At 71.4% G+C, this 21774-nt stretch carries 22 protein-coding genes; 16 read left to right on the top strand and 6 right to left on the bottom strand.

Translation table 11 applies throughout. The features are described 5' to 3' along the window. Positions 1-59: 59 nt before the first annotated feature. Positions 60-2468 (bottom strand): LuxR C-terminal-related transcriptional regulator, encoded by a 2409-nt coding sequence (locus IE290_RS28725; RefSeq protein ID WP_191247801.1) that lies wholly within the window; start codon positions 2466-2468, stop codon positions 60-62. Between the two features lie 248 nt (positions 2469-2716). Here IE290_RS28725 and IE290_RS38325 point away from each other — a divergent pair, with 248 nt between their 5' ends. From IE290_RS38325 to IE290_RS28680, 10 genes are all read left to right on the top strand, one after another. Then, complete coding sequence (locus IE290_RS38325) at positions 2717-2842, top strand: hypothetical protein (protein WP_268246410.1); 126 nt, start codon at positions 2717-2719, stop codon at positions 2840-2842. Positions 2843-2922: 80 nt separating this feature from the next. Then, positions 2923-8673 carry a DUF7927 domain-containing protein gene (locus IE290_RS28720; protein ID WP_191247800.1) on the top strand — a complete coding sequence of 1917 codons (5751 nt, stop codon included), beginning with the start codon at positions 2923-2925 and terminating at the stop codon, positions 8671-8673. Positions 8674-8749: 76 nt separating this feature from the next. Next, a complete protein-coding gene (locus IE290_RS28715; protein WP_191247799.1) occupies positions 8750-9280 on the top strand; it encodes a hypothetical protein in 531 nt (176 codons plus the stop codon). Between the two features lies 1 nt (position 9281). Then, complete coding sequence (locus IE290_RS28710; RefSeq protein WP_191247798.1) at positions 9282-9917, top strand: class E sortase; 636 nt, start codon at positions 9282-9284, stop codon at positions 9915-9917. Positions 9918-9920: 3 nt separating this feature from the next. After that, a complete protein-coding gene (locus IE290_RS28705; RefSeq protein WP_191247797.1) occupies positions 9921-10088 on the top strand; it encodes a hypothetical protein in 168 nt (55 codons plus the stop codon). A 39-nt stretch (positions 10089-10127) separates the two neighbouring features. Further along, on the top strand, positions 10128-10304 hold the full coding sequence (locus tag IE290_RS28700) for a hypothetical protein (RefSeq protein WP_191247796.1): 177 nt from the start codon (positions 10128-10130) through the stop codon (positions 10302-10304). 774 nt (positions 10305-11078) lie between these two features. After that, positions 11079-11426 carry a hypothetical protein gene (locus IE290_RS28695; RefSeq protein WP_229874761.1) on the top strand — a complete coding sequence of 116 codons (348 nt, stop codon included), beginning with the start codon at positions 11079-11081 and terminating at the stop codon, positions 11424-11426. A gap of 294 nt (positions 11427-11720) precedes the next feature. After that, on the top strand, positions 11721-12092 hold the full coding sequence (locus IE290_RS28690; RefSeq protein ID WP_229874760.1) for a putative quinol monooxygenase: 372 nt from the start codon (positions 11721-11723) through the stop codon (positions 12090-12092). Between the two features lie 11 nt (positions 12093-12103). Further along, the gene (locus IE290_RS28685; RefSeq protein WP_229874759.1) at positions 12104-12541 is read left to right on the top strand and encodes a MarR family winged helix-turn-helix transcriptional regulator; all 438 of its coding nucleotides are present in this window, start codon (positions 12104-12106) and stop codon (positions 12539-12541) included. 39 nt (positions 12542-12580) lie between these two features. Then, positions 12581-13711 carry an FAD-dependent oxidoreductase gene (locus tag IE290_RS28680; protein ID WP_191247795.1) on the top strand — a complete coding sequence of 377 codons (1131 nt, stop codon included), beginning with the start codon at positions 12581-12583 and terminating at the stop codon, positions 13709-13711. Between the two features lie 27 nt (positions 13712-13738). Here IE290_RS28680 and IE290_RS28675 read toward each other — a convergent pair whose 3' ends face one another. Next, positions 13739-14269, bottom strand: a complete 531-nt coding sequence (locus IE290_RS28675; RefSeq protein ID WP_191247794.1) for a hypothetical protein — start codon at positions 14267-14269, stop codon at positions 13739-13741. Positions 14270-14328: 59 nt separating this feature from the next. On the opposite strand from IE290_RS28675, the gene IE290_RS28670 reads away from it, so the two are divergent. After that, positions 14329-14769, top strand: coding sequence for a MarR family winged helix-turn-helix transcriptional regulator (locus IE290_RS28670; RefSeq protein ID WP_191247793.1), 441 nt, complete (start codon positions 14329-14331; stop codon positions 14767-14769). 45 nt (positions 14770-14814) lie between these two features. Then, positions 14815-14958, top strand: coding sequence for an SDR family oxidoreductase (locus IE290_RS28665; protein ID WP_229874758.1), 144 nt, complete (start codon positions 14815-14817; stop codon positions 14956-14958). 114 nt (positions 14959-15072) lie between these two features. Here the strand turns inward: IE290_RS28665 and IE290_RS28660 are convergent, their stop codons facing one another. Continuing rightward, positions 15073-15474, bottom strand: a complete 402-nt coding sequence (locus IE290_RS28660; RefSeq protein ID WP_191247792.1) for a hypothetical protein — start codon at positions 15472-15474, stop codon at positions 15073-15075. 505 nt (positions 15475-15979) lie between these two features. Beyond that, the gene (locus IE290_RS28655; protein ID WP_191247791.1) at positions 15980-16765 is read right to left on the bottom strand and encodes a helix-turn-helix domain-containing protein; all 786 of its coding nucleotides are present in this window, start codon (positions 16763-16765) and stop codon (positions 15980-15982) included. Between IE290_RS28655 and IE290_RS28650 the strand changes: the two genes are divergently transcribed. Continuing rightward, positions 16734-17186 (top strand): nuclear transport factor 2 family protein, encoded by a 453-nt coding sequence (locus IE290_RS28650; RefSeq protein WP_191247790.1) that lies wholly within the window; start codon positions 16734-16736, stop codon positions 17184-17186. The genes IE290_RS28655 and IE290_RS28650 overlap by 32 nt on opposite strands. Before the next feature lie 17 nt (positions 17187-17203). Here the strand turns inward: IE290_RS28650 and IE290_RS28645 are convergent, their stop codons facing one another. Next, a complete protein-coding gene (locus tag IE290_RS28645; protein WP_191247789.1) occupies positions 17204-18403 on the bottom strand; it encodes a glycosyltransferase in 1200 nt (399 codons plus the stop codon). A gap of 511 nt (positions 18404-18914) precedes the next feature. Between IE290_RS28645 and IE290_RS28640 the strand changes: the two genes are divergently transcribed. Next, positions 18915-19304 (top strand): hypothetical protein, encoded by a 390-nt coding sequence (locus tag IE290_RS28640; protein ID WP_191247788.1) that lies wholly within the window; start codon positions 18915-18917, stop codon positions 19302-19304. On the opposite strand, the gene IE290_RS28635 is transcribed toward IE290_RS28640, so the two are convergent. Continuing rightward, positions 19301-20149, bottom strand: coding sequence for a helix-turn-helix transcriptional regulator (locus IE290_RS28635; protein WP_191247787.1), 849 nt, complete (start codon positions 20147-20149; stop codon positions 19301-19303). The genes IE290_RS28640 and IE290_RS28635 overlap by 4 nt on opposite strands. A gap of 87 nt (positions 20150-20236) precedes the next feature. On the opposite strand from IE290_RS28635, the gene IE290_RS28630 reads away from it, so the two are divergent. Beyond that, a complete protein-coding gene (locus IE290_RS28630) occupies positions 20237-21112 on the top strand; it encodes an SDR family NAD(P)-dependent oxidoreductase (RefSeq protein ID WP_191247786.1) in 876 nt (291 codons plus the stop codon). A gap of 198 nt (positions 21113-21310) precedes the next feature. After that, positions 21311-21667 carry a peptidase inhibitor family I36 protein gene (locus tag IE290_RS28625; RefSeq protein ID WP_191247785.1) on the top strand — a complete coding sequence of 119 codons (357 nt, stop codon included), beginning with the start codon at positions 21311-21313 and terminating at the stop codon, positions 21665-21667. The last annotated feature ends 107 nt before the right edge of the window (positions 21668-21774 follow it).

Below are 21774 nucleotides of genomic sequence, written 5' to 3'. Positions count from 1 at the left end.
CGCGCGATCCACCTCGCATCGACCGTGATGCTACTCACGGTGTGCGTGGACTGTCGAGGTCAGGCCGGGACCGTGGTCAACGCTGGTTCCACAGGGAGCAGGCCGAGCGCGTGCGCCCGCGCGAGCGCCTCGTCCCGGCTGCCCGCCTGGAGCTTCCGGTACAGGCCGCGGACGTGCGTCTTCACCGTGTTGTAGGAGATGAAGAGCTGGTGCGCGATCCGCTGGCTGGGCAGCCCGGCCGCGAGGTAGCCCAGGATGAGGCGTTCCCGGTCGGTGAGCACCACCAGGTCCAGCCGCGCCGGGTACAGGTCCGGCAGGGCGCGCAGCGCGGGCTCCCGCAGCAGCGCGACGGCTTCGGGACCGGCCTGGTCCGCCAGCTCGTCGAGCTCCGCGCGCGGCACGGTCCGGAAGGGACGGAGGAGTCCGGTCCGCCGGGCCGAGGCGGCGGCGCGGCGCAACGTCTCCGCGGCGCCCGCGCGGTCGTCCGACCGGAACTGGGCGATGGCGCGGATCAGCAGCATCTCCAGCTCGAGCGATCGCGGCGCGGTCCGCAACCAGGCCGGATCCTCGCCTAGGTGCAGCGCCTCGCGCGGGTTCCCGCCGAGCAGCAGCAGGCGGGCGCGGATCACCCGCAGCAGCGGGTGCCGGGGATCGAACCCGTCGAGCACAGCCCCGGCCTGGTTGCCGTGTCCGAGCGCGATGAGCAGGCCGGCCTCGGCCGCGGCCAGCAGCGCGCCGGCGAGGGTGCCTGGTCCGTGGTCGTGGCGGTGGTCGGCGCGGACCTGGTCCAGGTGCTTCAGCCCGCCCAGCGCGTCGCCCGCGTCCAGGAGGTATCCGGAGTGGACGAACGCGGTGAAGGGCCACAGCACGTCCGATCGCGACTGCCGGTGCAGGTGGGTGACGCACTCCGCCGCGGTGGTCAGGTCGAGGCGGTTGAGCGCCACGATCGCGCGGGTCAGCGTCGTCGTGCCCGCGCCGTCCGGGAGGTCGCCGCCGGTGGCCAGCGAGACGAGGGCGAGCTGGTCTGCCGCCTCCGCCGCGCCGCCCGGCGGGGCGAGGTCGACGGCCACCGAGAGCGCCGACCGGGCGGCGAGCAGGTCCCCGGTCAGCAACCGGGTCGTCCCCACCTCCCGGAAGAGCCGCGACGACCGGGGCGATCCCGCGCCAGCCAGGGCGAGCAGCCGGTCACCGTGTGCCTTCGCCCGGGTCAGCATGCCGCGTCCGCGGAGCACCAGCAGCGTGGCCAGACCGGTGTCCAGGACCTCATCGAGGTCCGGTGGCGCCGACGCCGGGAGCGACGGGAGCGCGGCGAACACGTGGTTGTCCGGCGCGCGCAGCAGGAGATCGCGGGCCGCCATGACGCGCGCGCTCGGTGCCAGGTCGGCCAGGGGGAGCACGGCGAACGCGGACGCCAGCACGTCGGCGTGGTTCTCCAGGAGGTCGAGCCAGTTCTCACTGATGATCCGCACGGCCAGTTCCCGGTCCTGCGCCTGGACGGCCTCCGACAGCGCCGCGGCCGGCCGCTGGTGATCGCGGTACCACCGCGCGGCCCGCACGCGGAGTTCCCGGACCCGCTCCGGTGAGCGGATTTCCGCGGACAGCACGGCACGCGCGGCTTCCGGCCAGCGGGTGGTGTGGTCGGGTTCGCGGACCAGACCGAGCGCGCCCAGCCGCTCCAGCAGGTCCTCGCCGTCCGCCATGGATGCGAGCAGGCCGGCCGGTGCCGGGCCGAGCACCGCGGCGGCCCACGCGAGATCGCGCAGCGGGCCGTCGCCCAGTTCGGACAGCAGTCGGTCGCGCAGATACTCGGAGACGATCGCGGACGCGGTCGGCGTGGGGCGGCCGGCCCGCTCGCGCAGCACCAGCGCCGCGGCGCGCACCGGTTCCGGCCAGCCGTCGCACTCGCGGTGGATCACCCCGGCCGGCGCGCCGCGCACACCGCAGGCCTGCAGCACCGCTTCCGCCTCGTCCACAGTGAACGCGAGGTCGTGCGCGGTCAGCTCGACCGTGTCCACGTCGAGGCGGTGGTGCCTGCGGAAGTGGCGCCCGCCGCGCACGCACACCACCAGGCGCAGACCGTCGCACTCGCGCAGCAGGTAGAGCAGGTCGCGTTCGACGCCGTCGTCGGTGACCTCGTCGAAGTCGTCGATGACGAGCACCAGTTCGCCCGCCGCGCGCACGGCGCGGACCAAGCCGTGCAGCCGCGACCGGGCCGTTTCGCCGAACTCGGCACCGCAGTCCAGCAACGCGTCCCGCACGCGGTGCCAGAACTCCTCGGTGTCGGCGGTGGCGCGCACCCGTGCGGCCCTCCCCTTTCCCCTGCCACGCAACCACTGCGCCACCAAGGTGGTCTTGCCGAACCCCAGCGGCGCCCGGAGCACCGTCAACGCCGACGGCTGGTCCAGTTCTCGCATCAACCGCGGCCGCACGATCGCCTCGCGCGGCACCCGCACCCGGTCTCCGTTCACCACTCGACTCCCCTGCCAGTGCTGTTCCACCGAGAAGACCGGTGGTGATCGCCGGACATGTCGCGGGTGAGGTGAGGGTGAGATCACGCCGGGCCGGGCCGGGACCGCGGGGTTCGTCCAGCCGGGCCCGGGTGATCACGGGGTGGAAACCGGCGGTTCCGCTCGCGTCCGCCGCGCCACGCGGCCTACGACTGGGAGCAGTCCCATCTTTCCACGCGGCTGTTCGCGTGGTCGAGGGGTGGGTTGACGTGTCCTTTCTCAACCGACAGGCATGGAGTTCGCCGTGTCCGCAGATCACACTGCTCAACCGGACGCTGCCGCCGAAAGACCGCCACGCCGGCGCGGGCGGCATGCCCGGCAACGTGTTCCACTGAGCCGGCGATGGCGCCGCCTGGGGCGTGGACCGCGGCGCGGTCTCGCCGCCGGGGCGTCGTTCGCCGTCCTCGCTTCGCTGATGGTGACGGGCGGGGTGACCGGCACCGGCACGATCGCCAGCGCGGCCGCCGACACCAACGTCACCTGCACCACCGACCCGAACATCTTCAACACCGGGTACGACGCGGCGACAGGCGGCAAGCTGTCCGGCGGCACCGACCCGAACTGGGAGGTCGCCGGGCCGTTCGGGCCGACGAACCCGGTCACCGCCGCCGCGCCGCCACCCGCGAATGCGACCTGGGTCCCAGCCAACGTCAACAACGTTTCCCCGGCGGCCTGGGACGCGAGCCCCTACGGCAACGCGGAGTGGATCTCCCAGCAGACCACCGCGAACCCGGGGCAAGGCGTGGTCCGCGGCGACTGGTACTACCGCTACCAGTTCAGCCTGGACGCCGCCGTCGACCCGGCCGCCTTCACCCTGGGCGTGAACTTCCTCGCCGACAACTCGGTGACCCAGGTCTACGTCAACGGCGTGCCGCAGAGCGGCAAGACGACCGGGCTGCCGAGCGCGCCCGCCGGTCAGGACCCGTACCTCTACGCGGGGTTCAAGACCCCCGCCGCCGCGCAGACCACGCTGAGCAACGACTGGCGGACCGGGCTCAACACGATCGTCGTGCAGGTGAAGAGCGGGAGCCCGATCGAGGGTTTCCTCGCCCAGGTGCGCCCGAGCGTGCTCTGCCCGACGCTGGAGGTCACCAAGACGGTCGCCGGGCGCGCGGCGGCTTCCGACCAGTTCACCGTGAGCGTGGCCGACAGCGGCGGCACGGTGATCAACTCGGCCACCACGTCGGGCAACGGCACGTCGGCGAGCACGGGGCCGACGGCGGTGCGCGCCGGCGCCACCTACACCATCACGGACGCGATGGCCTCCGGCGCGTCGAGCAGGCTGAGCTACTACCGGCCGGCGATCGCCTGCACCAACACCACGACCGGGCAGGCCGTGGCGGTGACCGGATCGGCGCCGTCGTGGAAGTTCACGGTGCCGGCCGGGGGCGCGTTCAAGTGCACGGTGACCAACACCGCGACCGAGTCCTGGACCTGTGACGCGTTCGGGTACCTGTTCCAGACGCCGTCGGCCACGAGCCCGAACGACATCTTCCAGGTCGACCTGGCCACCGGCGCGGCGAAGAAGATCCTGGAGACCCCGACACCGGTGAACGCCGTCGGGTTCAACACCCTGGACGACTACTTCTACGGCTTCGACAACCAGGGGCACCTGGTCCGGGTCAACGCCGACGGCAGCCTCACCGACCTCGGCACCCCCACTCCGGGCGAGAACTTCAACGTCGGCGACTTCGACAGCGAGGGGCACCTGTGGGTGACCCGGTCGGTGAACCCCGCCAACTGGTACGAGATCGACCTCGCCCCGGGCTCGGCCACTTACGGTCAGGTCATCGCGTCCGGCTCGATCGCGACCCCGGCCGGGCTCAACTCCGGCGCCGACTGGTCGTGGATCGACGGCGCGCTCTACAAGGTGGGCTCCGGCGCGGGCGGTGTGCCGCACCTGCTGAAGTTCGATCCGGCCACCGGCGCGGAAACCGACGCGGGCCCCATCATCGGGATGCCGAACAACCCGCTGGTCGGCGCCACCTACGCCGACGCGGCGGGCTACCTGTACAGCTCGGACAACAACACCGGCGACATCTACCGCATCGACCCGAAGACCGGCCAGGCGATCCTGGCGTCGCACGGTCCGGCTTCCGGCGGCAACGACGGCGCCCGCTGCGCCAGCGCGCCGATCCCCACGATCACCGTGGAGAAGCAGGTGGCCGGCCGGGTCCAGCCCGCCGACCAGTTCACCGTCGGCCTGCGCGACAGCCGCGGCACCCAGCTGACCTCGGCGACCACCACGGGGGCGAACACGTCCGCGAGCACCGCGAACTGGCCGGTGACGCAGGGCGCCACCTACACGGTCACCGACGCGATGGCGCCCGGCTCGCCGGACGCGATCACTTCCTACGACGCGACCATCGTCTGTGTCGACTCGACGACCGGCGAGCCGGTCCCGGCCGGCGGTGCCGGTCCTGACTGGACACTCTCGGTGTCGGACCCGCACGACTACAAGTGCACGGTCACCAACGCGCCGGGCACTCCGTCCTACGAGGTGGCGAAGACCGCGGACACCGCCGGTCCGATCCACCCCGGCGACAAGGTCACCTACACCGTGACCGTCCGCAACACCGGTGGCGTGCCGTACACCACCGAGAACCCGGCCACGGTCACCGACGACCTGTCGGCGGTGCTGGACGACGCGACCTACAACAACGACGCCAGCAGCGGCGCCACGGTCCAGGGCAGCACGCTGTCCTGGTCCGGTCCGCTGGGGGTCGGGGCGACCGTCACCATCACCTACTCGGTGACGGTCGACAACCCGGTGACCGGGGACCAGAAGCTGCGCAACGCCGTGGTGGGCGGGACGAACTGCCCGCCGGGTTCCACTGACGCGGCCTGCGCGCCGCCGGAGATCCCGGTGCAGTCGTTCCGCGCGGTGAAGACCACCGACGCCACCGCGGTCACGCCGGGTTCGGTCGTCGACTACACGATCACCCTCACCAACACCGGCGTCGTGGACTACACGGCAGAAAACCCGGCGTCTTTCAGCGATGACCTGTCGGCGGTGCTCGACGACGCGACCTACAACAACGACGCGGACAACGGGGCGACCTACGCCGCGCCGACCCTGTCGTGGTCCGGTCCGCTGGCCGTCGGCCAGTCCGTCGAGGTGCACTACTCGGTGACCGTCAACGATCCGGACACCGGTGACCAGAAGCTGGCCAACGCGGTGGTCACCCCACCCGGGACCGGCGGCAACTGCCCGGCCGGCTCCACCGACCCGGCGTGCACCACGACGACGCCGTCGAAGTCGTTCAGCGTCAGCAAGTCCGCGTCCCAGCAGGACGCGAACCCGGGCGAGACCGTCACCTACACGATCGTCGTGACGAACACCGGCCAGGCTGACTACACGTCCGACGCCCCGGCGTCCTTCACCGACGACCTGTCCGCGGTGCTGGACGACGCGACGTACAACAACGACGCCACCGGCGGGGCCACCTACGCCGAACCGGTGCTGTCGTGGTCGGGCCCGCTCGCCGTGGGCGATTCGGTCACCGTCACCTACACGGTGACCGTGCACGACCCGGACACCGGCGACAAGCGGCTGGAAAACGTCGTCACGAACCCGCCGGGCATCGGCGGCGGCTGCGCGCCGGGGTCGACGGATCCCGCTTGCCGCAACGTGATCCCGGTCCGGTCGTTCTCGGTCACCAAGACGGCCGACCCGGCAGAGGCCGGGCTGGGCGACACCGTGACCTACACGGTGACGGTGACCAACACCGGTCAGGCCGACTACACGGCGGAGACCCCGGCCGGCTTCAGCGACGACCTGTCGGCGGTGCTGGACGACGCGACGTACAACAACGACGCCACCGGTGGGGCCACCTACGCCGAACCGGTGCTGTCCTGGTCCGGCCCGCTCGCGGTCGGGCAAACCGTCACGGTGACCTACTCGGTGACCGTGAACGACCCCGGCACCGGTGACCACGACCTGGCCAACGGAGTCAGCGCACCGCCGGGCGTGCCCGGGTTCACCTGCCCGGACGGCTCGCTCGGGCCGTGCGAACCGACCCACGTGCCGGTGTCCGACTACACCGTCACCAAGAAGGCGTCGGCCGCGCAGGCCGGCACCGGTGAGACGGTCACCTACACCGTCACGGTGACCAACACCGGCAAGACGGACTACACGGCCGAAAACCCGGCGACGTTCACCGACGACCTGTCCGGTGTCCTCGACGACGCCACCTACAACAACGATGCGACTGGTGGCGTGACTGTGCACGGCACGACGCTGTCCTGGTCCGGTCCGCTCGTGGTCGGCCAGTCCGTGACGGTGACCTACTCGGTGACAGTGAACACGCCGAGCACCGGTGACCACCACCTGCGCAACGCGGTGACCGGCGGCGGCAACTGCCCGCCCGGCGCGGACGACCCGGAGTGCCGCACGGACACCCCGGTCGCGTCCTACACCGTCGCGAAGTCGGCGTCGGCGGAGAAGGCCGTGCCCGGCGACACCATCACCTACACGATGACGGTGACCAACACCGGCCAGACCGACTACACGGCCGAGAACCCGGCCGGGTTCAGCGACAACCTGGCCGCGGTGCTGGACGACGCGACGTACAACAACGACGCCACCGGTGGCGCCACGTACGAGGCGCCGGTGCTGTCGTGGTCGGGTCCGCTCGCGGTCGGCCAGACCGTGACGGTGACCTACTCGGTGACCGTCGACAGCCCGGACAAGGGTGACCACCAGCTCACCAACGCGCCGGTGCTGCCGGACGTCCCCGGCGCCGGGTGCGCCGACGGCACGGCCGGACCGTGTGCCCCGGTGGAAACCCCGGTGCAGTCCTACGACGTGGTCAAGACGGTCGACAGGGCCAAGGCCGCGGCGGGGGACAAGCTCACCTACACGGTGACGGTGACCAACACCGGCAAGGTCGGCTACACCGCCGAGGCCCCGGCCTCGTTCACCGACGACCTGTCGGCGGTGCTGGACGACGCGACGTACAACAACGACGCCACCGGCGGGGCCACCTACGCCGAACCGGTGCTGTCGTGGTCGGGTCCGCTCGCGGTCGGCCAGACGGTGACGGTGACCTACACCGTGACCGTGAACAGCCCGGACACCGGCGACCAGAAGCTGGGCAACACCGTGGTGACCCCGCCGGACGGCGGCGGCAACTGCCCCGAGGGGAGCGCCGATCCGCAGTGCACGGCCAACGTGCCGGGCAACCAGCTGACGGTCACCAAGACGACCTCGTCGGCCACCACGGCGCCGGGGGAGAAGGTGACCTACACGGTGACGGTGGCCAACACCGGTCAGGCCGACTTCACCGCGGAGGCCCCGGCCTCGTTCACCGACGACCTCTCCGAGGTGCTCGACGACGCCACCTACAACGGTGACGCCACGAACGGCGCCACGGTCGAGGGCACCACGCTGTCCTGGTCCGGTCCGCTGCCCGCGGGCCAGTCGGTCACGGTGACCTACTCGGTGACGGTGAACAGCCCGGACACCGGGGACCGGTTGCTGGACAACAAGGTGGTCACCCCGCCGGAGCTGAACGGCAACTGCACCACCGGTTCGACCGACCCGGACTGCGGCACGCGCACGAGCGTGCGGTCGTTCGAGGTGGTCAAGCACGCCTCCACCGGGCACGTCGGGCCGGGCGGCAAGGTCACCTACACGGTGACGGTGACGAACACCGGCCAGGTCGCCTACACGGCGGACGAACCGGCATCGTTCACCGACGACCTGTCCGGTGTGCTGGACGACGCGACCTACAACGGTGACGCCACGAACGGCGCCACGGTCGAGGGCGCCACGTTGTCCTGGTCGGGTCCGCTCGCGGTGGGCGGCACGACGACGATCACCTACTCGGTCACCGTGAACGATCCGGCCGGTGGCGACGGGAACCTCCACAACGTGGTGGTCACCCCGCCGGGCTCGGGCGGGTTCAACCCGGGTGGCAACTGCGCCGCCGGTGCGGACAACCCGGACTGCCGGACCGACACGGCCGTCGCCACGCCGGGCGGTCCCGGCGAGGCGCCTGCCCCGGGCGGCCCCGGCAAGGCGCCCGCGCCGGGCGGTTCGAGTGGCGGCAAGCTCGCCACCACGGGTGACAACACGTGGGTGCAGCTCCTCCTGGCGGGGATCTTCCTCGTCGCCGGCGGTGCGCTGCTCACGGTGATCAGGGTCCGCCGCCGCCACGGCTGACCCGGTCGACGCTCTGCTCGTCCCGGTCGCGTGGCCGGGGCGGGCAGAGCCCGTTCCGCTCAGGAGGAGCACTTCGATGATCCGTGCAGTACTCGCCGCCGCCGTCCTGGTCGTCGTCGTCGGCCCGGTCGCCGCCGCGGAACAGGCCCGCCCCAGCGGGCTGTCGGTCGGCCTTTTCAACGGGGTGACCGAACTCCGGTCGGGCGCGGCGGCCACCTATGTCACGACCGTCCGCAACGGCGGGAGCACGCCCGCGCCGGTGACGATCGTGCTGACCCTGCCGCGCTACGCCACCATCACCCGCGCGGATCGGGCGGTCGTGTCCGGCGCGGAGGCACGGTGGACCACGACCCTGGCTCCCGGGGAGTCGGTGACCGAGTCCGCGCAGGCGGGCATCGGGACCATCGCGCTGTCCGACGACCGCGTCATCGCGCTCGCCGCGGTGTACCAGGCCGGGGCGGGCGCGCCGTTGCTGGTGCGCACCGCGGACGCGGACACAGTTCCCGGCACCGCGCCGGAGCCGGGCGGACCGGGCATTTGGCCGTGGCTGGCCGGGATTCCGCTCGTGGCGGCCGCGCTCCTGTGGTGGCGGCGCCGGAATGCCTGACGTGGCCGTGCGAACGGTGCGCAGGCTGGTTCACGTCGCCGGTGAGCTGTTCGTCGCGTTCGGCCTGGTGGTGCTGTTGTTCGTGGTCTACGAGGAGTTCGGCGTGCAGGCGCGGGTCGCTGAGCAGCAGCAGACGCTCGACCGGCAGCTCGACCAGCTGTGGCAGGACCGCACGGCGCCGGTGGAAGCGATGCCGATGGCGCGGCTCTACCTGCCCCGGCTCGGATTGCACTGGACGGTGGTGGAAGGCGTGTCCGCGGCGGATCTGCGCAAGGGGCCCGGCCATTATCCGGACAGCCAGCGGCCCGGCGAGACCGGGAACTTCGCGGTGGCCGGTCACCGTGTGCGCGGCACCTTCTGGGACCTGGACAAGCTGGGGCGCGGCGACGCGATCGTGGTGGAGACGGCCGACCGGTGGTTCGTGTACAGGGTGACGAACACGAGCGTGGTGTCACCTGCGGACAGCGCTGTCATCGCGGCCAATCCAGACGAACCGGGTGCCCCGCCGGTGACGAGCCTGCTGACGTTGACGACGTGCAATCCCAAGTGGGGCAACTGGGAACGGCTGATCGTGCAGGCCGAACTGGTGAGCGCACTGGATAAACCGGGCGGCGCGCCGCCGGAGCTGGAGGGATGAGCAGTGCTCGACCTGGTGTGGCGGTGGCTGCCCGGGAACCGGGTGGTGAAGCTGCTGATCTTCGTGCTGGTCGCGGCGGCGGTGGGCATCACCTTGTGGTACTTGGCTTTCCCGCGCGTGGACGAGTGGCTGCACGCCGACACCGCGGTCATCGGTGACACGATCAGTTGATCAAGGTTTCGGGACGGCGCTGCGGACGATCATCATCGGGTGGGTGGGAACGACGCGTTGCGTGCTTTCTTCGCGAGGTGCCGGGAGTACGGCATCGACGTGCAGGAAGCCCGGCGGGCACTGGCTCGCGCCAGGACGGACGTGCGATCGGGACGGGTCCTCGAGGTCGACCCCTACCAGCTGGCGTGGCGGCGGCTGCGGCGCCGCAACACCTGACGGCATCCGGTTGTGACTCCGATCGCATTCGAAAGTGTCGGCCCATTCCGCGACATGCCGGGCAGGGCTGCGCTGTCTCCACACCGGAGCAACGAACACCGAGGGAGCACGGATGATCTGGCGCGACAGGGTACGGGTGACGAACGGGTCCGCTGTGCTCCGGCGCTACCGCCGCACGGTGTGCGGGTGCGGGCGCAAGCAGCGCAGGCTCCAGGTGTTCGGCACGCCCCTGCGGGACGAGACCGGCGCCCTCCGTTCGCGGCGCAGCCTCCGGCGCGCCCTGCGTGCCGCGGCGAAGGCGTGGCAACCTGATCGGACCTGCGACGCGTGCGCCCGCCGGTCACGAGCCGCTGTTCCGAACCGGAGCAACGTGACCGTGCGCTGACTCGCCCGGCGTGGCGGAACCAGGCGCGGAGTCGGCACGTCCATGCGAGGACAGCCCGCCCGCGGAAGGACTTCCATGGCCCAGGCGCCGCTGCGCGCGTTCCTGGGGAACGCGGGCTTCCAGCACACGAACGCGCTCACGACGGGGCCGGACGGGTCGGGCTGCGGTGGCCTCGGCGACCAGGGTGTACCGGAGGGACGGGCTGCTGAGGATTCCACCACCCCCACCCCCGCCTCCGTCGTACACTGCGCCGTTCCGGATGTCCGGCGGAGGAGACGCCACCATCCGGTGCCCCGGACAGCTCCTACGGCAACCCGGGCCACCCGATGGCAATGGACATGCCCGGACCGATGAGGGTGGCGCGGGTACTCCTGTTCGTCATGGGTGGCATGCAGCTCACCGTTGGTGTGCTCGTCGCCGGCCTCTTGGCCGGCATCATCGTTAACGACGGCGGCAGCATCGCCGAGGCCGTCGCCATCGTCAGTGTGCTGCTGGGCCTGGGTGCGCTGTCGATCGTCCTGGGGACGAAGTTCGCCACCCGCGGCGGAGGTGTCCGGGTCACCACGATCGTGTACGCCTCGCTGATGATCGTGGCCTGCCTGGGCAGCCTGGGTCTCGCGGACGGCTTCGGCCCCATCTTCACGGGCGGGCCGGTCATCGGGCTCGCCTGTGGCGGCATCACCCTGGCGTTGATGGTCACCGCACAGGCCGGCGCCTGGTTCAACGGCCCACGCTAGGTGCTGAGCAGTACGGCACGTACACACGCGCGGGTCCCGCCTTGGCCTGCAGGCGGCGGGCATGAGCGCTTTCGCGTACGGGACGCTCCTCACTGCGGGTTGCGATGGCTTGTCCGTCCCGGTCGGCGGTAATTCCCCTTCACCGCACCGGAGCACGGGTCTGCGGGTCCGCTCGCGTTCACGCCAAGGCGGCGATCGCACGATGAGCGATGGACCAGGTGGCCCCGGTGAGACGTCAATGGCCACTCCGCGCCGTACTTGACTCTTAGAGTTCTAACACTTAGAGTTCTAAGTGTGCTCGGACAGAGCAAGACGACTCACCCGCAGGAGTACGAGATGCACGCGAATCAGCCGGGAATGGTGCTGAAGGTCAAGGCGAAGCCCGGAATGGGGGACGAACTGTTCAAGGCGTGCCACGAGCTTCACTTCAACGGTGACCCGGACGGCCCGGTCGACTGGGTCCTCGCTCGCTCCGATGAAGACCCCGACCTCATGTGGGCCTTCGAGTTCTACCGCGACGACGCGTCGTTCGACCGCCACTACTCGAGCCCGACGCTCCAGGAAGGGCGGCTCGATGAAGGGCACCAACGGATCGCCGACCTCGTCGCCGACGGCTCTGAGGAATGGGGCGTCCGAACACCGGTGCACATCGTCTCGTCCAGTTGAGGGTTCGAAGTATGGATGCGACACCGACCAGCAGCCTTGATCTGATGCGCTGGATCGTCTGGGCGCAGCGGAAAACGGGTGAGGACTGGATCCGGGAGCGCGGGCTCAGCCATGAGCAGAGCGCCGCGCTCGTCTACCTGGTTCGCAATCCCGGCGCGATCCAGCGTGACATCGCCCAGATGAGCCGCACCAGCGCGGCGAGCGTGTCCAGCCTCTTGCGGGGGCTCGAGCAGCGCGGTCTCGTCGAGCGGCGCACGGAGCCCGGAAACGAACGCAGCAAACGCGTCTACGCGACACCGGCGGGACGCGAACTCATCGCCGGGTTCGACACCGCGATGACCGGCGTCGAGGAGACGATCCTGGCCCCGCTGGACCAGGCGGAGCGGGCCACCCTGCATGCCCTGCTCACGAAAATCGCCGCGGATCTGCCACAGCCGACCGTGTCCTGACCCGACGCGTGGCCGATCCTGCTCCGGAAAAGGACCACCATGAACACCCCTCACGTGACGATCATCGGCGCCGGACTCGGCGGCCTCACGCTCGCCCGCGTCCTGCACGTCCACGGAATCCCGGCCACGGTCTACGAAGCCGAGCCCGCGCCGACGGCCCGCGCGCAGGGCGGGATGCTCGACATCCACGACTACAACGGGCAGCTCGCCATCGAGGCGGCCGGCCTGATGGACGAGTTCCGGGGCATCATCCTCGAGGGCCGTCAGGCGATGCGGATCCTCGCTCCCGACGGGTCCGTCCTGTTCGACAAGCCCGACGACGGCAACGGCGGACGACCCGAGGTGCAGCGCGGTGACTTGCGGCAGATCCTGCTCGACTCACTGCCCGCCGCCGCCGTGCAGTGGGGCCGCAAGGCTGTCAGCACCCGTGCCCTGGGCGAGGGGCTCCACGAGGTGACCTTCGCCGACGGCGGCACGATCACCACGAGCCTGCTGGTCGGAGCAGACGGCGCCTGGTCACGCGTGCGGCCGCTGCTCTCCGACGCCACACCCGAGTACACCGGTATGTCCTACGTCGAGACGTACCTGTTCGACGTCGACACCCGGCACCCGGCGACCGCACACGCCGTCGGCAGCGGCTCCATGGCCGCACCCGCGGCGGGCGGCAAGGGGATCCAGGCCCACCGGGAGAAGGGCGGGACCATCCACACCTACGTCGTGCTCCGCGAGTCGCTGGAGTGGTTCGACGCCATCGACTTCGCCGACGGCGCGGCTGCGGCCGCACGCATCGCGAAGGAGTTCGACGGCTGGGCGCCGGAACTCACCGCACTGATCACCGACGGCGACGTCCCACCGCTTCCGCGCCCCATCTTCGCCCTGCCGCTCGGGCACCGGTGGGAGCGGGTGCCCGGGGTGACCCTGCTCGGCGACGCCGCCCACCTCCTGACGCCGAACGGCGAAGGCGCCAACAGTGCCGTGTACGACGGCGCCGAACTCGGCAAGGCCATCGCCGAACACCCCGGCGACATCGAGACCGCCCTCACCCAGTACGAGGAAGCCATGTTCCCCCGCAGCGTGGAGTTCGGCTCCATCGGCGCGGAACTCCACGACCTCGACGACGACGACGCGGCCGCGGGCCTGATCAAGCTCTTCACGGAGAAAAGCGACTGAACCCGCTGCTGGTGTCGCATCGGAACCTTATGCCAGTGCGGGACCTTCCGGTGCGGCCGTTCGCTCCTGCGCTGATCGGTGGAAGATCGCCAGGAGGGCGAACCAGACCAGGATCAAGATGCCGGCCGGACGCAGGAACGATTCCGGAAGCACGTCTCCCACGAAGGAATACGCGGCGAGCCAGAGACCGGTGATCACGCCGACCACACTGACCGGCACGGCCCTGCTCACCAAAGAACTCGCCACGATCCAGACGCCGGCGAGGACGTGCCCGCCGAGCCGGACCGCCCAGGCGGTGTCGTACGCGACGTCGTTGATCATCAGGATGCCGGCGAGCACGTCCAGTGCCACCCATCCGTAGCCGGCCGCCTTGGCCCACGGTGCGGACTCCAGACGCGAGACGAGGAAGAGGATGGAAAGGTGGAAGAACACTCCCACGTATTCCCCCCACGCCACGTCCGGGTCCACGAAGAACGCGATCACGACAGGGAAGAACAGCACGAGAGGAAGGAGCGCCAAAGAGCGCAGGCTCGCGTAGTGCCGTCGGGTATCGAGCATCGGACATCCTTAGGTGTGGGCCGCCTTGTAAGGTCACACGCTAGAAGGGTGGTGTTGACATGTCAACAGCGGATCCGGGGGAGTCGATCGAGCTGTGGCTGCTGTGGAAGCGCGCGTACGAGACGGTTCGTGCCGCGGTCATCGCCGACATGACCGCGGCGTCCGGTCTTTCCGATGCCGAGCTGAGCGTCTTGGTGCACCTGCACGAATCCGGCGGTGTCCTGCGGCAGAACGCCCTCGCCGCGGCCCTGGGCTGGGATCGGACGCGGCTTTCGCACCTGCTGACCAGGATGGAGAAGCGTGACTACGTCGCGCGCGGCAAGGTGGCGAACGGGGTCGAGATCACGTTGCGGCCGGCGGGCCGTCGCACGATCGACGCTTCGGTGCCGGCCCTGTCCGCCTCGACCCGTCGACACCTGCTGGACCGGCTCGGCCCCGGCGACGCGGCAGCGCTCAAGAACATCGTCGAGCGATTGCTGTCCACTGAGGACGGTCGTTGATCTGCTACCGAGCGACGCGCTTTCGACGTCACCGATCCGGCCTCGGTGGAGGCAGCTGCCGAGACCACTGTGGACCGTCTCGGCACGGCGGAGGAAGTCGCCGAATTGGCGGGGTTCCTGCTTTCCGAGCGAGCGTCGTTCGTCAACGGCAGTGCCCACTACGTGGACGGCGCGTACTCGGCCGTCTGACAGCTGCTTGTTCGGCAAGCGAGACCCAGGCGGGTCGCGCATGCGAACCGCGATCACCAGGCCACGTCCGGCGTCGCGGGCTCCCATTGGGGTTGGCTGTCCACGCCCTGGGCGTCACCGGACGGCTGACTGATCTTCGTCGTGGGCCTTCTCGGCCCGAGCACGTGCCACCACGTGTATCGCTTCGGCTGCCGTGCTCCACAGGTTGATCGCGGCAAAACCCGCGAACAGGATGGGAATGTACTCCCTGGCCTTGAATGGCTCGGCGAGGATGGCAAGGAGCATGGCGGCCTCGTAAACGAGCGCGGCTTTCAGGCACAGTTCGTTCAACTTTTGCCGGTCCGCCTTGGCTGCCGCGCCGCGGGGAACGGGGAGTACGAAGATCAGCACGAGTGGTGCGATCGCCAGGAGCTGAATCGCTCCTAGTCGCCAGTCGTACTCCCAGTAGGGCTTGATCGCGATGTACGAGGTGGCGAGCGCGCCGATGACGCAACAGACTCCGGCAAGGCGACGCATCACGTCTCACCACCCGTGCGGAACCGTTGTTCGTTGCCGCCGTTAAGAGGCTCGGCGTTGAACTGATCGTACCTTTCTCGGCCAGAGCGGTGAATGAGCTTGGTCCCACCGCGGCGCAACTGCCATGGTGACACCGTCAACTCCACGCACAGCGAGGCTGACCGGGTCGAGTTTCTGGCCCGTCGGCTCAGCATCGGCCTCATCGGGGCCGGGGTGTCTTCGGCGCGTGGGAGCTGAGCGAGGACTGCGGCCCGATGCCGATGCGTCCTGGCGCGGCTGTGCGACGCTCGCCGCCGATTTGGTGCGGGTGTGGCGCTCGAGAGCGACGCGTTCGACAGTGCGTGGCAGGAGGCCGAGGAGCCTCGCCGCGTTGCGCGCGCTTGGGCAGTTGCACGTCACCGCGCCCGCCACGGTGAAGGCGCTTTCAGGGTCGTTCGCCACCGCCGCGCCCGGGATGGCCGAGGAGCGGGCGCGCGACATGCGCTTCCCCCGCAGCGATGCGGCGTCACCGGGCGGCGGCAGCGCCGGATAGCAACAGCCGCAGCGCCGCCTCGGTGGTGCTGCCCTTCGCCGGGGTGAACGTGACCAGCCGCTGCCGGGTGTCGCCGGGCAGCTCGAAGTTCTCGTAGTGGAGGGTCAGCACCCCGGCGTCGGGATGCCGGAAGCTCTTGGTCCCGAACGCCCGCAGCTCCACATCCCCGGTGTCCCACATCCGCCGGAACTCCGCGCTCTGCCCGGACAAATCGGCCACCAGCTCGGCGAGGTCGGCGTCGTCGGGATGCCGGCCGGCGACCAATCGCAGCTGGGCGGCGGTCGCCGCGGCCACCTCTTCCCACTCCACGTAGAGGTCCCGGGCCGCCGGGTCCAGGAACAGCGTGCGCGCGAGGTTCTGCGCCTCGCCGAAGAGCCGGCTCGCGAGCGAATTCGCCGCCAGCACGTCGAACCGGTCGGTGATCACCAGCGCCAGCACCGAATCGATCAGGTCGAGCATGCGCCGCAGTTCGGGCCGCACCGACTCGGCGGCGCGGGCGCCACGCCGCGATGGCCGGGCCAGGGCGCGCAGGTGCTCGCGCTCCACCACGTCCAAGCGGAGCGTGTCGGCGATGGCGTTCAGGACCTCGTCCGAGGGATGACCGGCCCGCCCCTGCTCCAGCCGCTGGTAGTACTCCACGCTGATCCCGGCGAGCTGTGCCAGCTCCTCCCGGCGCAGGCCGGGCACGCGCCGCCGGCTGCCGGGCCGCAGCCCCCACGAGGAGAGCATGAGCACCGCCCAGGACCGCGCCGACGTCATCGACACCTGCACCCGGATGATGTGGCTGGTCGACACACGTGATTGGGACAGCTTCACCGAGGTGTTCGCCGACCAGGTCACCCTCGACTACACCAGCATCTACGGCGGCGAGCCGTGGACGCAGACCCCGGACGAGATCAACGCCCAGTGGTCGAGCCTGATCGGCGCCTTCGACGCCACCCAGCACCTGCTCGGCAACCACCTCGTGACGGTGGACGGGGACACCGCGGTGCTCACCGCCGTGTTCCAGGCGACCCACCTGCTGGCCACGACGTTCGGCTCCCCTCGCTGGACCCTCGGCGGCACCTACCGCTTCGGGCTGGTCCGGGTGGACCGCCGCTGGCTGATCAACGAAGTGGTGATGACCGCCACCTGGGCCGACGGCAACAAGGACATCCTCACCATCGCCGCCGGGCGGTGAGGCTGGGCACCCGACTGTCAGGATCCCGCCAGGTCGAGCAGCCGTTCCGCGGCCACCCTCGCCCCGTCCGGGCGGATCTCGCCGGCCACGGTCTTCGCTCGCGCGGCGGTGTCCGGCGCCAGGGCCGTGCCCAGCGCGGCGGACAGCGAGTCGAGCGTCGGGGACGGGCCGTCGTGCGCGGCGCCGATGCCCAGCTCGGCCACCCGGGACGCCCAGTACGGCTGGTCCACCAGCTGGGGCACCACCACCTGCGGCGCGCCCGCCCGGGCGGCCGTCGTCGTGGTGCCCGCGCCGCCGTGGTGCACGACGGCGGCCACCCGGCCGAACAGCGCCTGGTGGTTGACCTCGCCGACGGCGAAGCAGTCCGGCTCGTCGACCGCGGCCAGCTCCGCCCAGCCGCGGGCGAGGAGGACGCGGCGGCCGTGCGCCCGGACCGCGTCGATCACCACCCGGGCGAGGTCCGGCGTGGCGCGCATCGCCATGCTGCCGAAGCCCACGTAGACCGGGGGCTCCCCGGCGTCCAGGAACGCCAGCAGCTCGGCGGGGAGCGGGCGGTCGTCGGGCAGGAGCCACGCGCCGGTCTGCACGAGATCGAGGTCCGTCATGCCCTCGCCCGGGCACAGCACCGGGTCGGCCGCCAGCCACGGCTGGTCGGTGAGGACGTGGTCGCGGACGTTGTCCACCGGCGGCAGGCCGATCGCCGCCCGGTGGCGGTTGAGCGCCTCGCCGTACAGGGCGTTCACGCGCTGGGCGTCGTGCTCCCACAGCACCCGGTTGTCGGTCTCGTCGGGCGGGGACGGACGGCCCGGCCGCGGCTGAGGCGGGAAGTGCCGCGACGGCAACCCGAACGGGTGAAAGCACGCCAGCACGTAGGGGATGCCCAGCTTCTCGGCCACCGACCGCGCGCCCGCGGGCATCAGACCGGTCGCGAGGATCACGTCACTTCCCTCGGCCGCGTCGGTGAGCGTCTCGAACCGCGCGGCGACCAGCTCGGCCGCGAGCCGGAACGGGTCCGGCCGCCCGCCGGTCACCAGCGCGCGCACCCCCTGGCCCATCGGCACCAACGGCACATCCGCGCGCGCCAGCAGCGCCGCGAACTCCTCGTCCGGCGGCACGCACACCCGCACCTCGCCGCCGAGTTCGCGTACCGCCACGGCCAGCGCCACCAGCGGCTGGACGTCCCCGCGTGATCCCCACGCCGTCAACACCACACGCATGTCGTGATCCCCCATCTCCCGTTCCGGCCGCTCATGGTGCGGCATGCCCCGGGTCTTGCCGCAAGCCCCGGTGCGCGCGGTACGGTGAAGGTGGGGAGAGGGGTGTGCCAGCTCGCACCCGAAAGTGATCGCCCCGTCCGCGCCATACCGGCCGCCCAGCGCCGTCTCCACTCCGGACGATCCCGGACACGAGGAGTGGGGGCAGGATGAGCGGGCGCGTGACGAACGGTCTTGCCGTGGCCCGGTGCTACCGCCGCACGGTGTGCGACTGCGGGCGACGGCAGCGCAGGCTCCGGGTGTTCGGCACGCCACTTCACGACGAAACGGGCGCGGTCCGGTCGCGGCGCGTCCTCCGGCGTGAGCTGCGTGCGCAGATGCGGGCATGGCAGCCGGACCGGACGTGTGATCGGTGTGCCCGTCCCGAGCCTCCACAGTGGAGCGGGTGCGGCGGAACCGGACGGACCCGCGGCGCGTCCACGGGGTGACCCGCCCACGCCGGAAAGGACCTCCGATGGCCCAGCCGTATCCCGTGCCACCTCCCCGTCGCCGGTGGCCGCTCGTGGTGGTCGCTCTGGTCGTCGGGCTCGTGGTCGGCGCGGGAGTGGTCGGGCTCGTCTGGATCGGGTCCGGCTCGGGTGCCGCCGGATCCGACGCCGAGGCCGCTTGCGCCGCGGTGGCGCGCACCACGTCGCTCGATCCGCAGACGCAGTACGCCGGGTTCCAGCGCTGGGGTGCGGCCGCGCAACTCGCGGCCGCGGCGGCCGAGCAGGAGCCGCGGTACCGGGCGCTCGCCGACGCGGTGAAGGCCCCGGTCGACATCGTGATGCGGTCGTTCGCCGCGGAGGGGCCGGAGTTCGACGCGGCGGTGGAGCGGGCCCGGTCCGCCTGCGCGGATCTCTAGGGAGCCGTGACGGGGCGGCCGCCGGTCACCCGCAGCAGGTCCAGCTTGCTCGCGTCCGCGCTGCCTGCCGCCGTCGTGTAGGTGACCATCCGCAGGTCCGCGCCCGGCACGAGGAGCACGTCGCAGTCGAACTGGATGTCGCCGACCTCGGGGTGCTTGATCGTCTTCCGTTCGGAGGAGTGGACGGCCGCCGCGGTTTCCGTGGCCCAGTACCGGGCGAACGCGCCGGAGGTCTCCCGCAGCTCCCGCACCAGGCGGTCGAGCCGCGCGTCCAGCGGGTATCGCGACACGGCGTCCTTCAGGTCAGCCACCAGGGACAGCGCGAACGCCTCGTCGCCGCGCTCGGACCGCACGGGCGGCGCCGCGCCGGTGAAGACCGCTCTCGCCAGATTCCGTTCCGTGGCCGGGACCGCGGACGGGTCGCCGAACAACGCGGCCCACATCGCGTTCCACCAGACCAGCGTCCAGTCCGCGGCGAACACACCGATCGGCACGTCGCGCAGGCGCGCGGCGAGCCGCTGGACACCCGCCGGGACGTGCGTGCTCACCGTCCCGTCCCGCGGCGGCAGGAGGCCGGCCGCGCGGTAGAGCTGGTCGCGTTCGGGCCGGGACAACTGCAGTGCCCGCGCCAGCGCCCCGACCACCTGCGCCGACGGGTGTTTCGCGCGTCCCTGCTCCAGGCGCAGCACGTAGTCCACGGACAGCCCGGCCAGCTGGGCGAGTTCCTCCCGGCGCAACCCGGGGGCGCGGCGGCCGCTCGTCACCGGCAAGCCGGCGTCGGCGGGGGAGAGGCGGTCGCGCCAGGCGCGCACGAGCCCGCCGAAACCGGTGTGGGTGGCTGCCATGCCCCCATTCTGGCCGCGTGCCCCCGGGGCAGCCTGGGTACTGCGGGTCCCTGGCTGATCTCCGCGCCGGGCGCGACCGTGAGCCGCATGGCACACACGATCGTCATGACCGGCGCGAGCCGCGGCATCGGGCGCGCCGCCCTGGCGGAGATCCGGCGCCGCGACCCGGACGCGCACCTGGTCCTCGTCGCGCGGGAGAACCTCGGCGACGGCACGGTCCTGGCCGACCTCGGCTCGCTGCGCAGCGTCCGGGACGCCGCCACCACGATCCGCGACCGGCTCGACCGCGGTGACCTGCCGCCGTTGCGCGCGTTCGTGGGCAACGCGGGCATCCAGTACACCAACGCGCTCACCGAGGGGCCGGACGGGTTCGAGTCCACGTTCACGGTCAACGTGCTCGCAAACCACCTTTTCGTGCGTGCGCTGCAGGACCGGTTCGCAACGCCCGGGCGGATCGTGATCACCGCCAGCGACACCCATTTCGGCGACTTCCGGCACAACCTGGGGCTGGTGCCCGGTCCGGTGTGGCAGTCCCCGGAGGTGCTCGCGCGGCCCGGAGCGTTCGGGAAGCCGGGGACCGCGGCGGCGGGGCGCACCGCGTACTCGACGAGCAAGCTGGCCACCATCCACCTGGTGCACGAGTACGCTCGGCGCCTGCCGCCCGGGGTCGCGGCCGTCGCCTACAACCCCGGATTCGTCCCCGGCACCGGTCTCATCCGCGACGCCGGTCCGCTCGCCCGGTTCGCGGTGCGCCGGATCCTGCCTGCCCTGACCCGCACCCCGTGGGCGACCAGCGTGGCCGCGGCGGGCCGCTACCTGGCCGACGTCGTCCTCGGCACGACCGCGGCGCCCAACGGGTCCTATGTGGACCGGAGGGCGGTGACCCGCTCGTCTCCGGAGTCGTACGACCGGCAGCGCGAACGGGAACTCTGGGAGGTGCTCGAGCGGTTCACCGTCGGCTAGGTGTATGAGGCCATGACGTTGGCGTCGCCGGTGCGGGCCGGCCGACCTCTGTGCCGCAGCAGCCGGAAGCGCCGCAGCCCGCGCCCCTGCTCCGGAAACGCGTCGATCCGTGCGGTCAGTAGGCGAGCGCCGCGGCCGAACCCTAGCTCGATGCGGTGATGAGCGCGTCGTTCCGCGACGAGCGGGTATCGGGGTGCCATGCGTGCATCGGTGTTCCTCGCCGTTCTGGCGACCGCCCTCGTACCGGCCACCGCTGCGGCACAGGGGGTTTCGACGTTCGACGGCCGGGACTGCCCGCGGGGCAGCCTGTGCCTGTACCGCGACCACGGCTTCACCGGCGGCGGCCTCGCCCTGCGGCCGGGGGACCGGGTCGGCGACCTCGGCGCCCACGACCTCGCCGACGTGGTCTCGTCGTGGACCAACGACAGCGGCGTCACCTGCACCTGGTACGAGAGCCCGGACTTCTACGGCAAGGCGCACGAGATGCTCGACGGCTTCCGCGTCGAGCTGCCCACACCGGAGGACGACACCCCGTCGTCGGTCGCCTGCGGCTGAGGCCGGGTGTCCAGGCCGGAGTGCGGATCAACGATGACGGCGTGCCGGGCGGTGCTCAGGTCAGCGCCGGCAGCCGGAGCCAGGTCCGGTCCGCGCCCTCCGCCGTC

Origin of the sequence: Amycolatopsis deserti (assembly GCF_014653945.1) — a bacterium.
GTDB classification, from domain to species: Bacteria; Actinomycetota; Actinomycetes; order Mycobacteriales; family Pseudonocardiaceae; genus Amycolatopsis_E; species Amycolatopsis_E deserti.
The sequence above is the reverse complement of the archived record's forward strand: the minus strand, read 5'-3'. Positions and strand labels throughout refer to the sequence as shown.

Coding starts and splice junctions, on each gene's coding strand:
- IE290_RS28675 (WP_191247794.1), bottom strand. CDS start 14,269: ATGCTCGATACCCGACGGCACTACGCGAGCCTGCGCTCTTTGGCGCTC.
- IE290_RS28715 (WP_191247799.1), top strand. CDS start 8,750: ATGATCCGTGCAGTACTCGCCGCCGCCGTCCTGGTCGTCGTCGTCGGC.
- IE290_RS28695 (WP_229874761.1), top strand. CDS start 11,079: ATGCAGCTCACCGTTGGTGTGCTCGTCGCCGGCCTCTTGGCCGGCATC.
- IE290_RS28680 (WP_191247795.1), top strand. CDS start 12,581: ATGAACACCCCTCACGTGACGATCATCGGCGCCGGACTCGGCGGCCTC.
- IE290_RS28640 (WP_191247788.1), top strand. CDS start 18,915: ATGGCCCAGCCGTATCCCGTGCCACCTCCCCGTCGCCGGTGGCCGCTC.
- IE290_RS28685 (WP_229874759.1), top strand. CDS start 12,104: ATGGATGCGACACCGACCAGCAGCCTTGATCTGATGCGCTGGATCGTC.
- IE290_RS28660 (WP_191247792.1), bottom strand. CDS start 15,474: ATGCGTCGCCTTGCCGGAGTCTGTTGCGTCATCGGCGCGCTCGCCACC.
- IE290_RS28650 (WP_191247790.1), top strand. CDS start 16,734: ATGAGCACCGCCCAGGACCGCGCCGACGTCATCGACACCTGCACCCGG.
- IE290_RS28670 (WP_191247793.1), top strand. CDS start 14,329: ATGTCAACAGCGGATCCGGGGGAGTCGATCGAGCTGTGGCTGCTGTGG.
- IE290_RS28720 (WP_191247800.1), top strand. CDS start 2,923: ATGGTGACGGGCGGGGTGACCGGCACCGGCACGATCGCCAGCGCGGCC.
- IE290_RS28630 (WP_191247786.1), top strand. CDS start 20,237: ATGGCACACACGATCGTCATGACCGGCGCGAGCCGCGGCATCGGGCGC.
- IE290_RS28655 (WP_191247791.1), bottom strand. CDS start 16,765: ATGACGTCGGCGCGGTCCTGGGCGGTGCTCATGCTCTCCTCGTGGGGG.
- IE290_RS28625 (WP_191247785.1), top strand. CDS start 21,311: ATGCGTGCATCGGTGTTCCTCGCCGTTCTGGCGACCGCCCTCGTACCG.
- IE290_RS28645 (WP_191247789.1), bottom strand. CDS start 18,403: ATGCGTGTGGTGTTGACGGCGTGGGGATCACGCGGGGACGTCCAGCCG.
- IE290_RS28635 (WP_191247787.1), bottom strand. CDS start 20,149: ATGGCAGCCACCCACACCGGTTTCGGCGGGCTCGTGCGCGCCTGGCGC.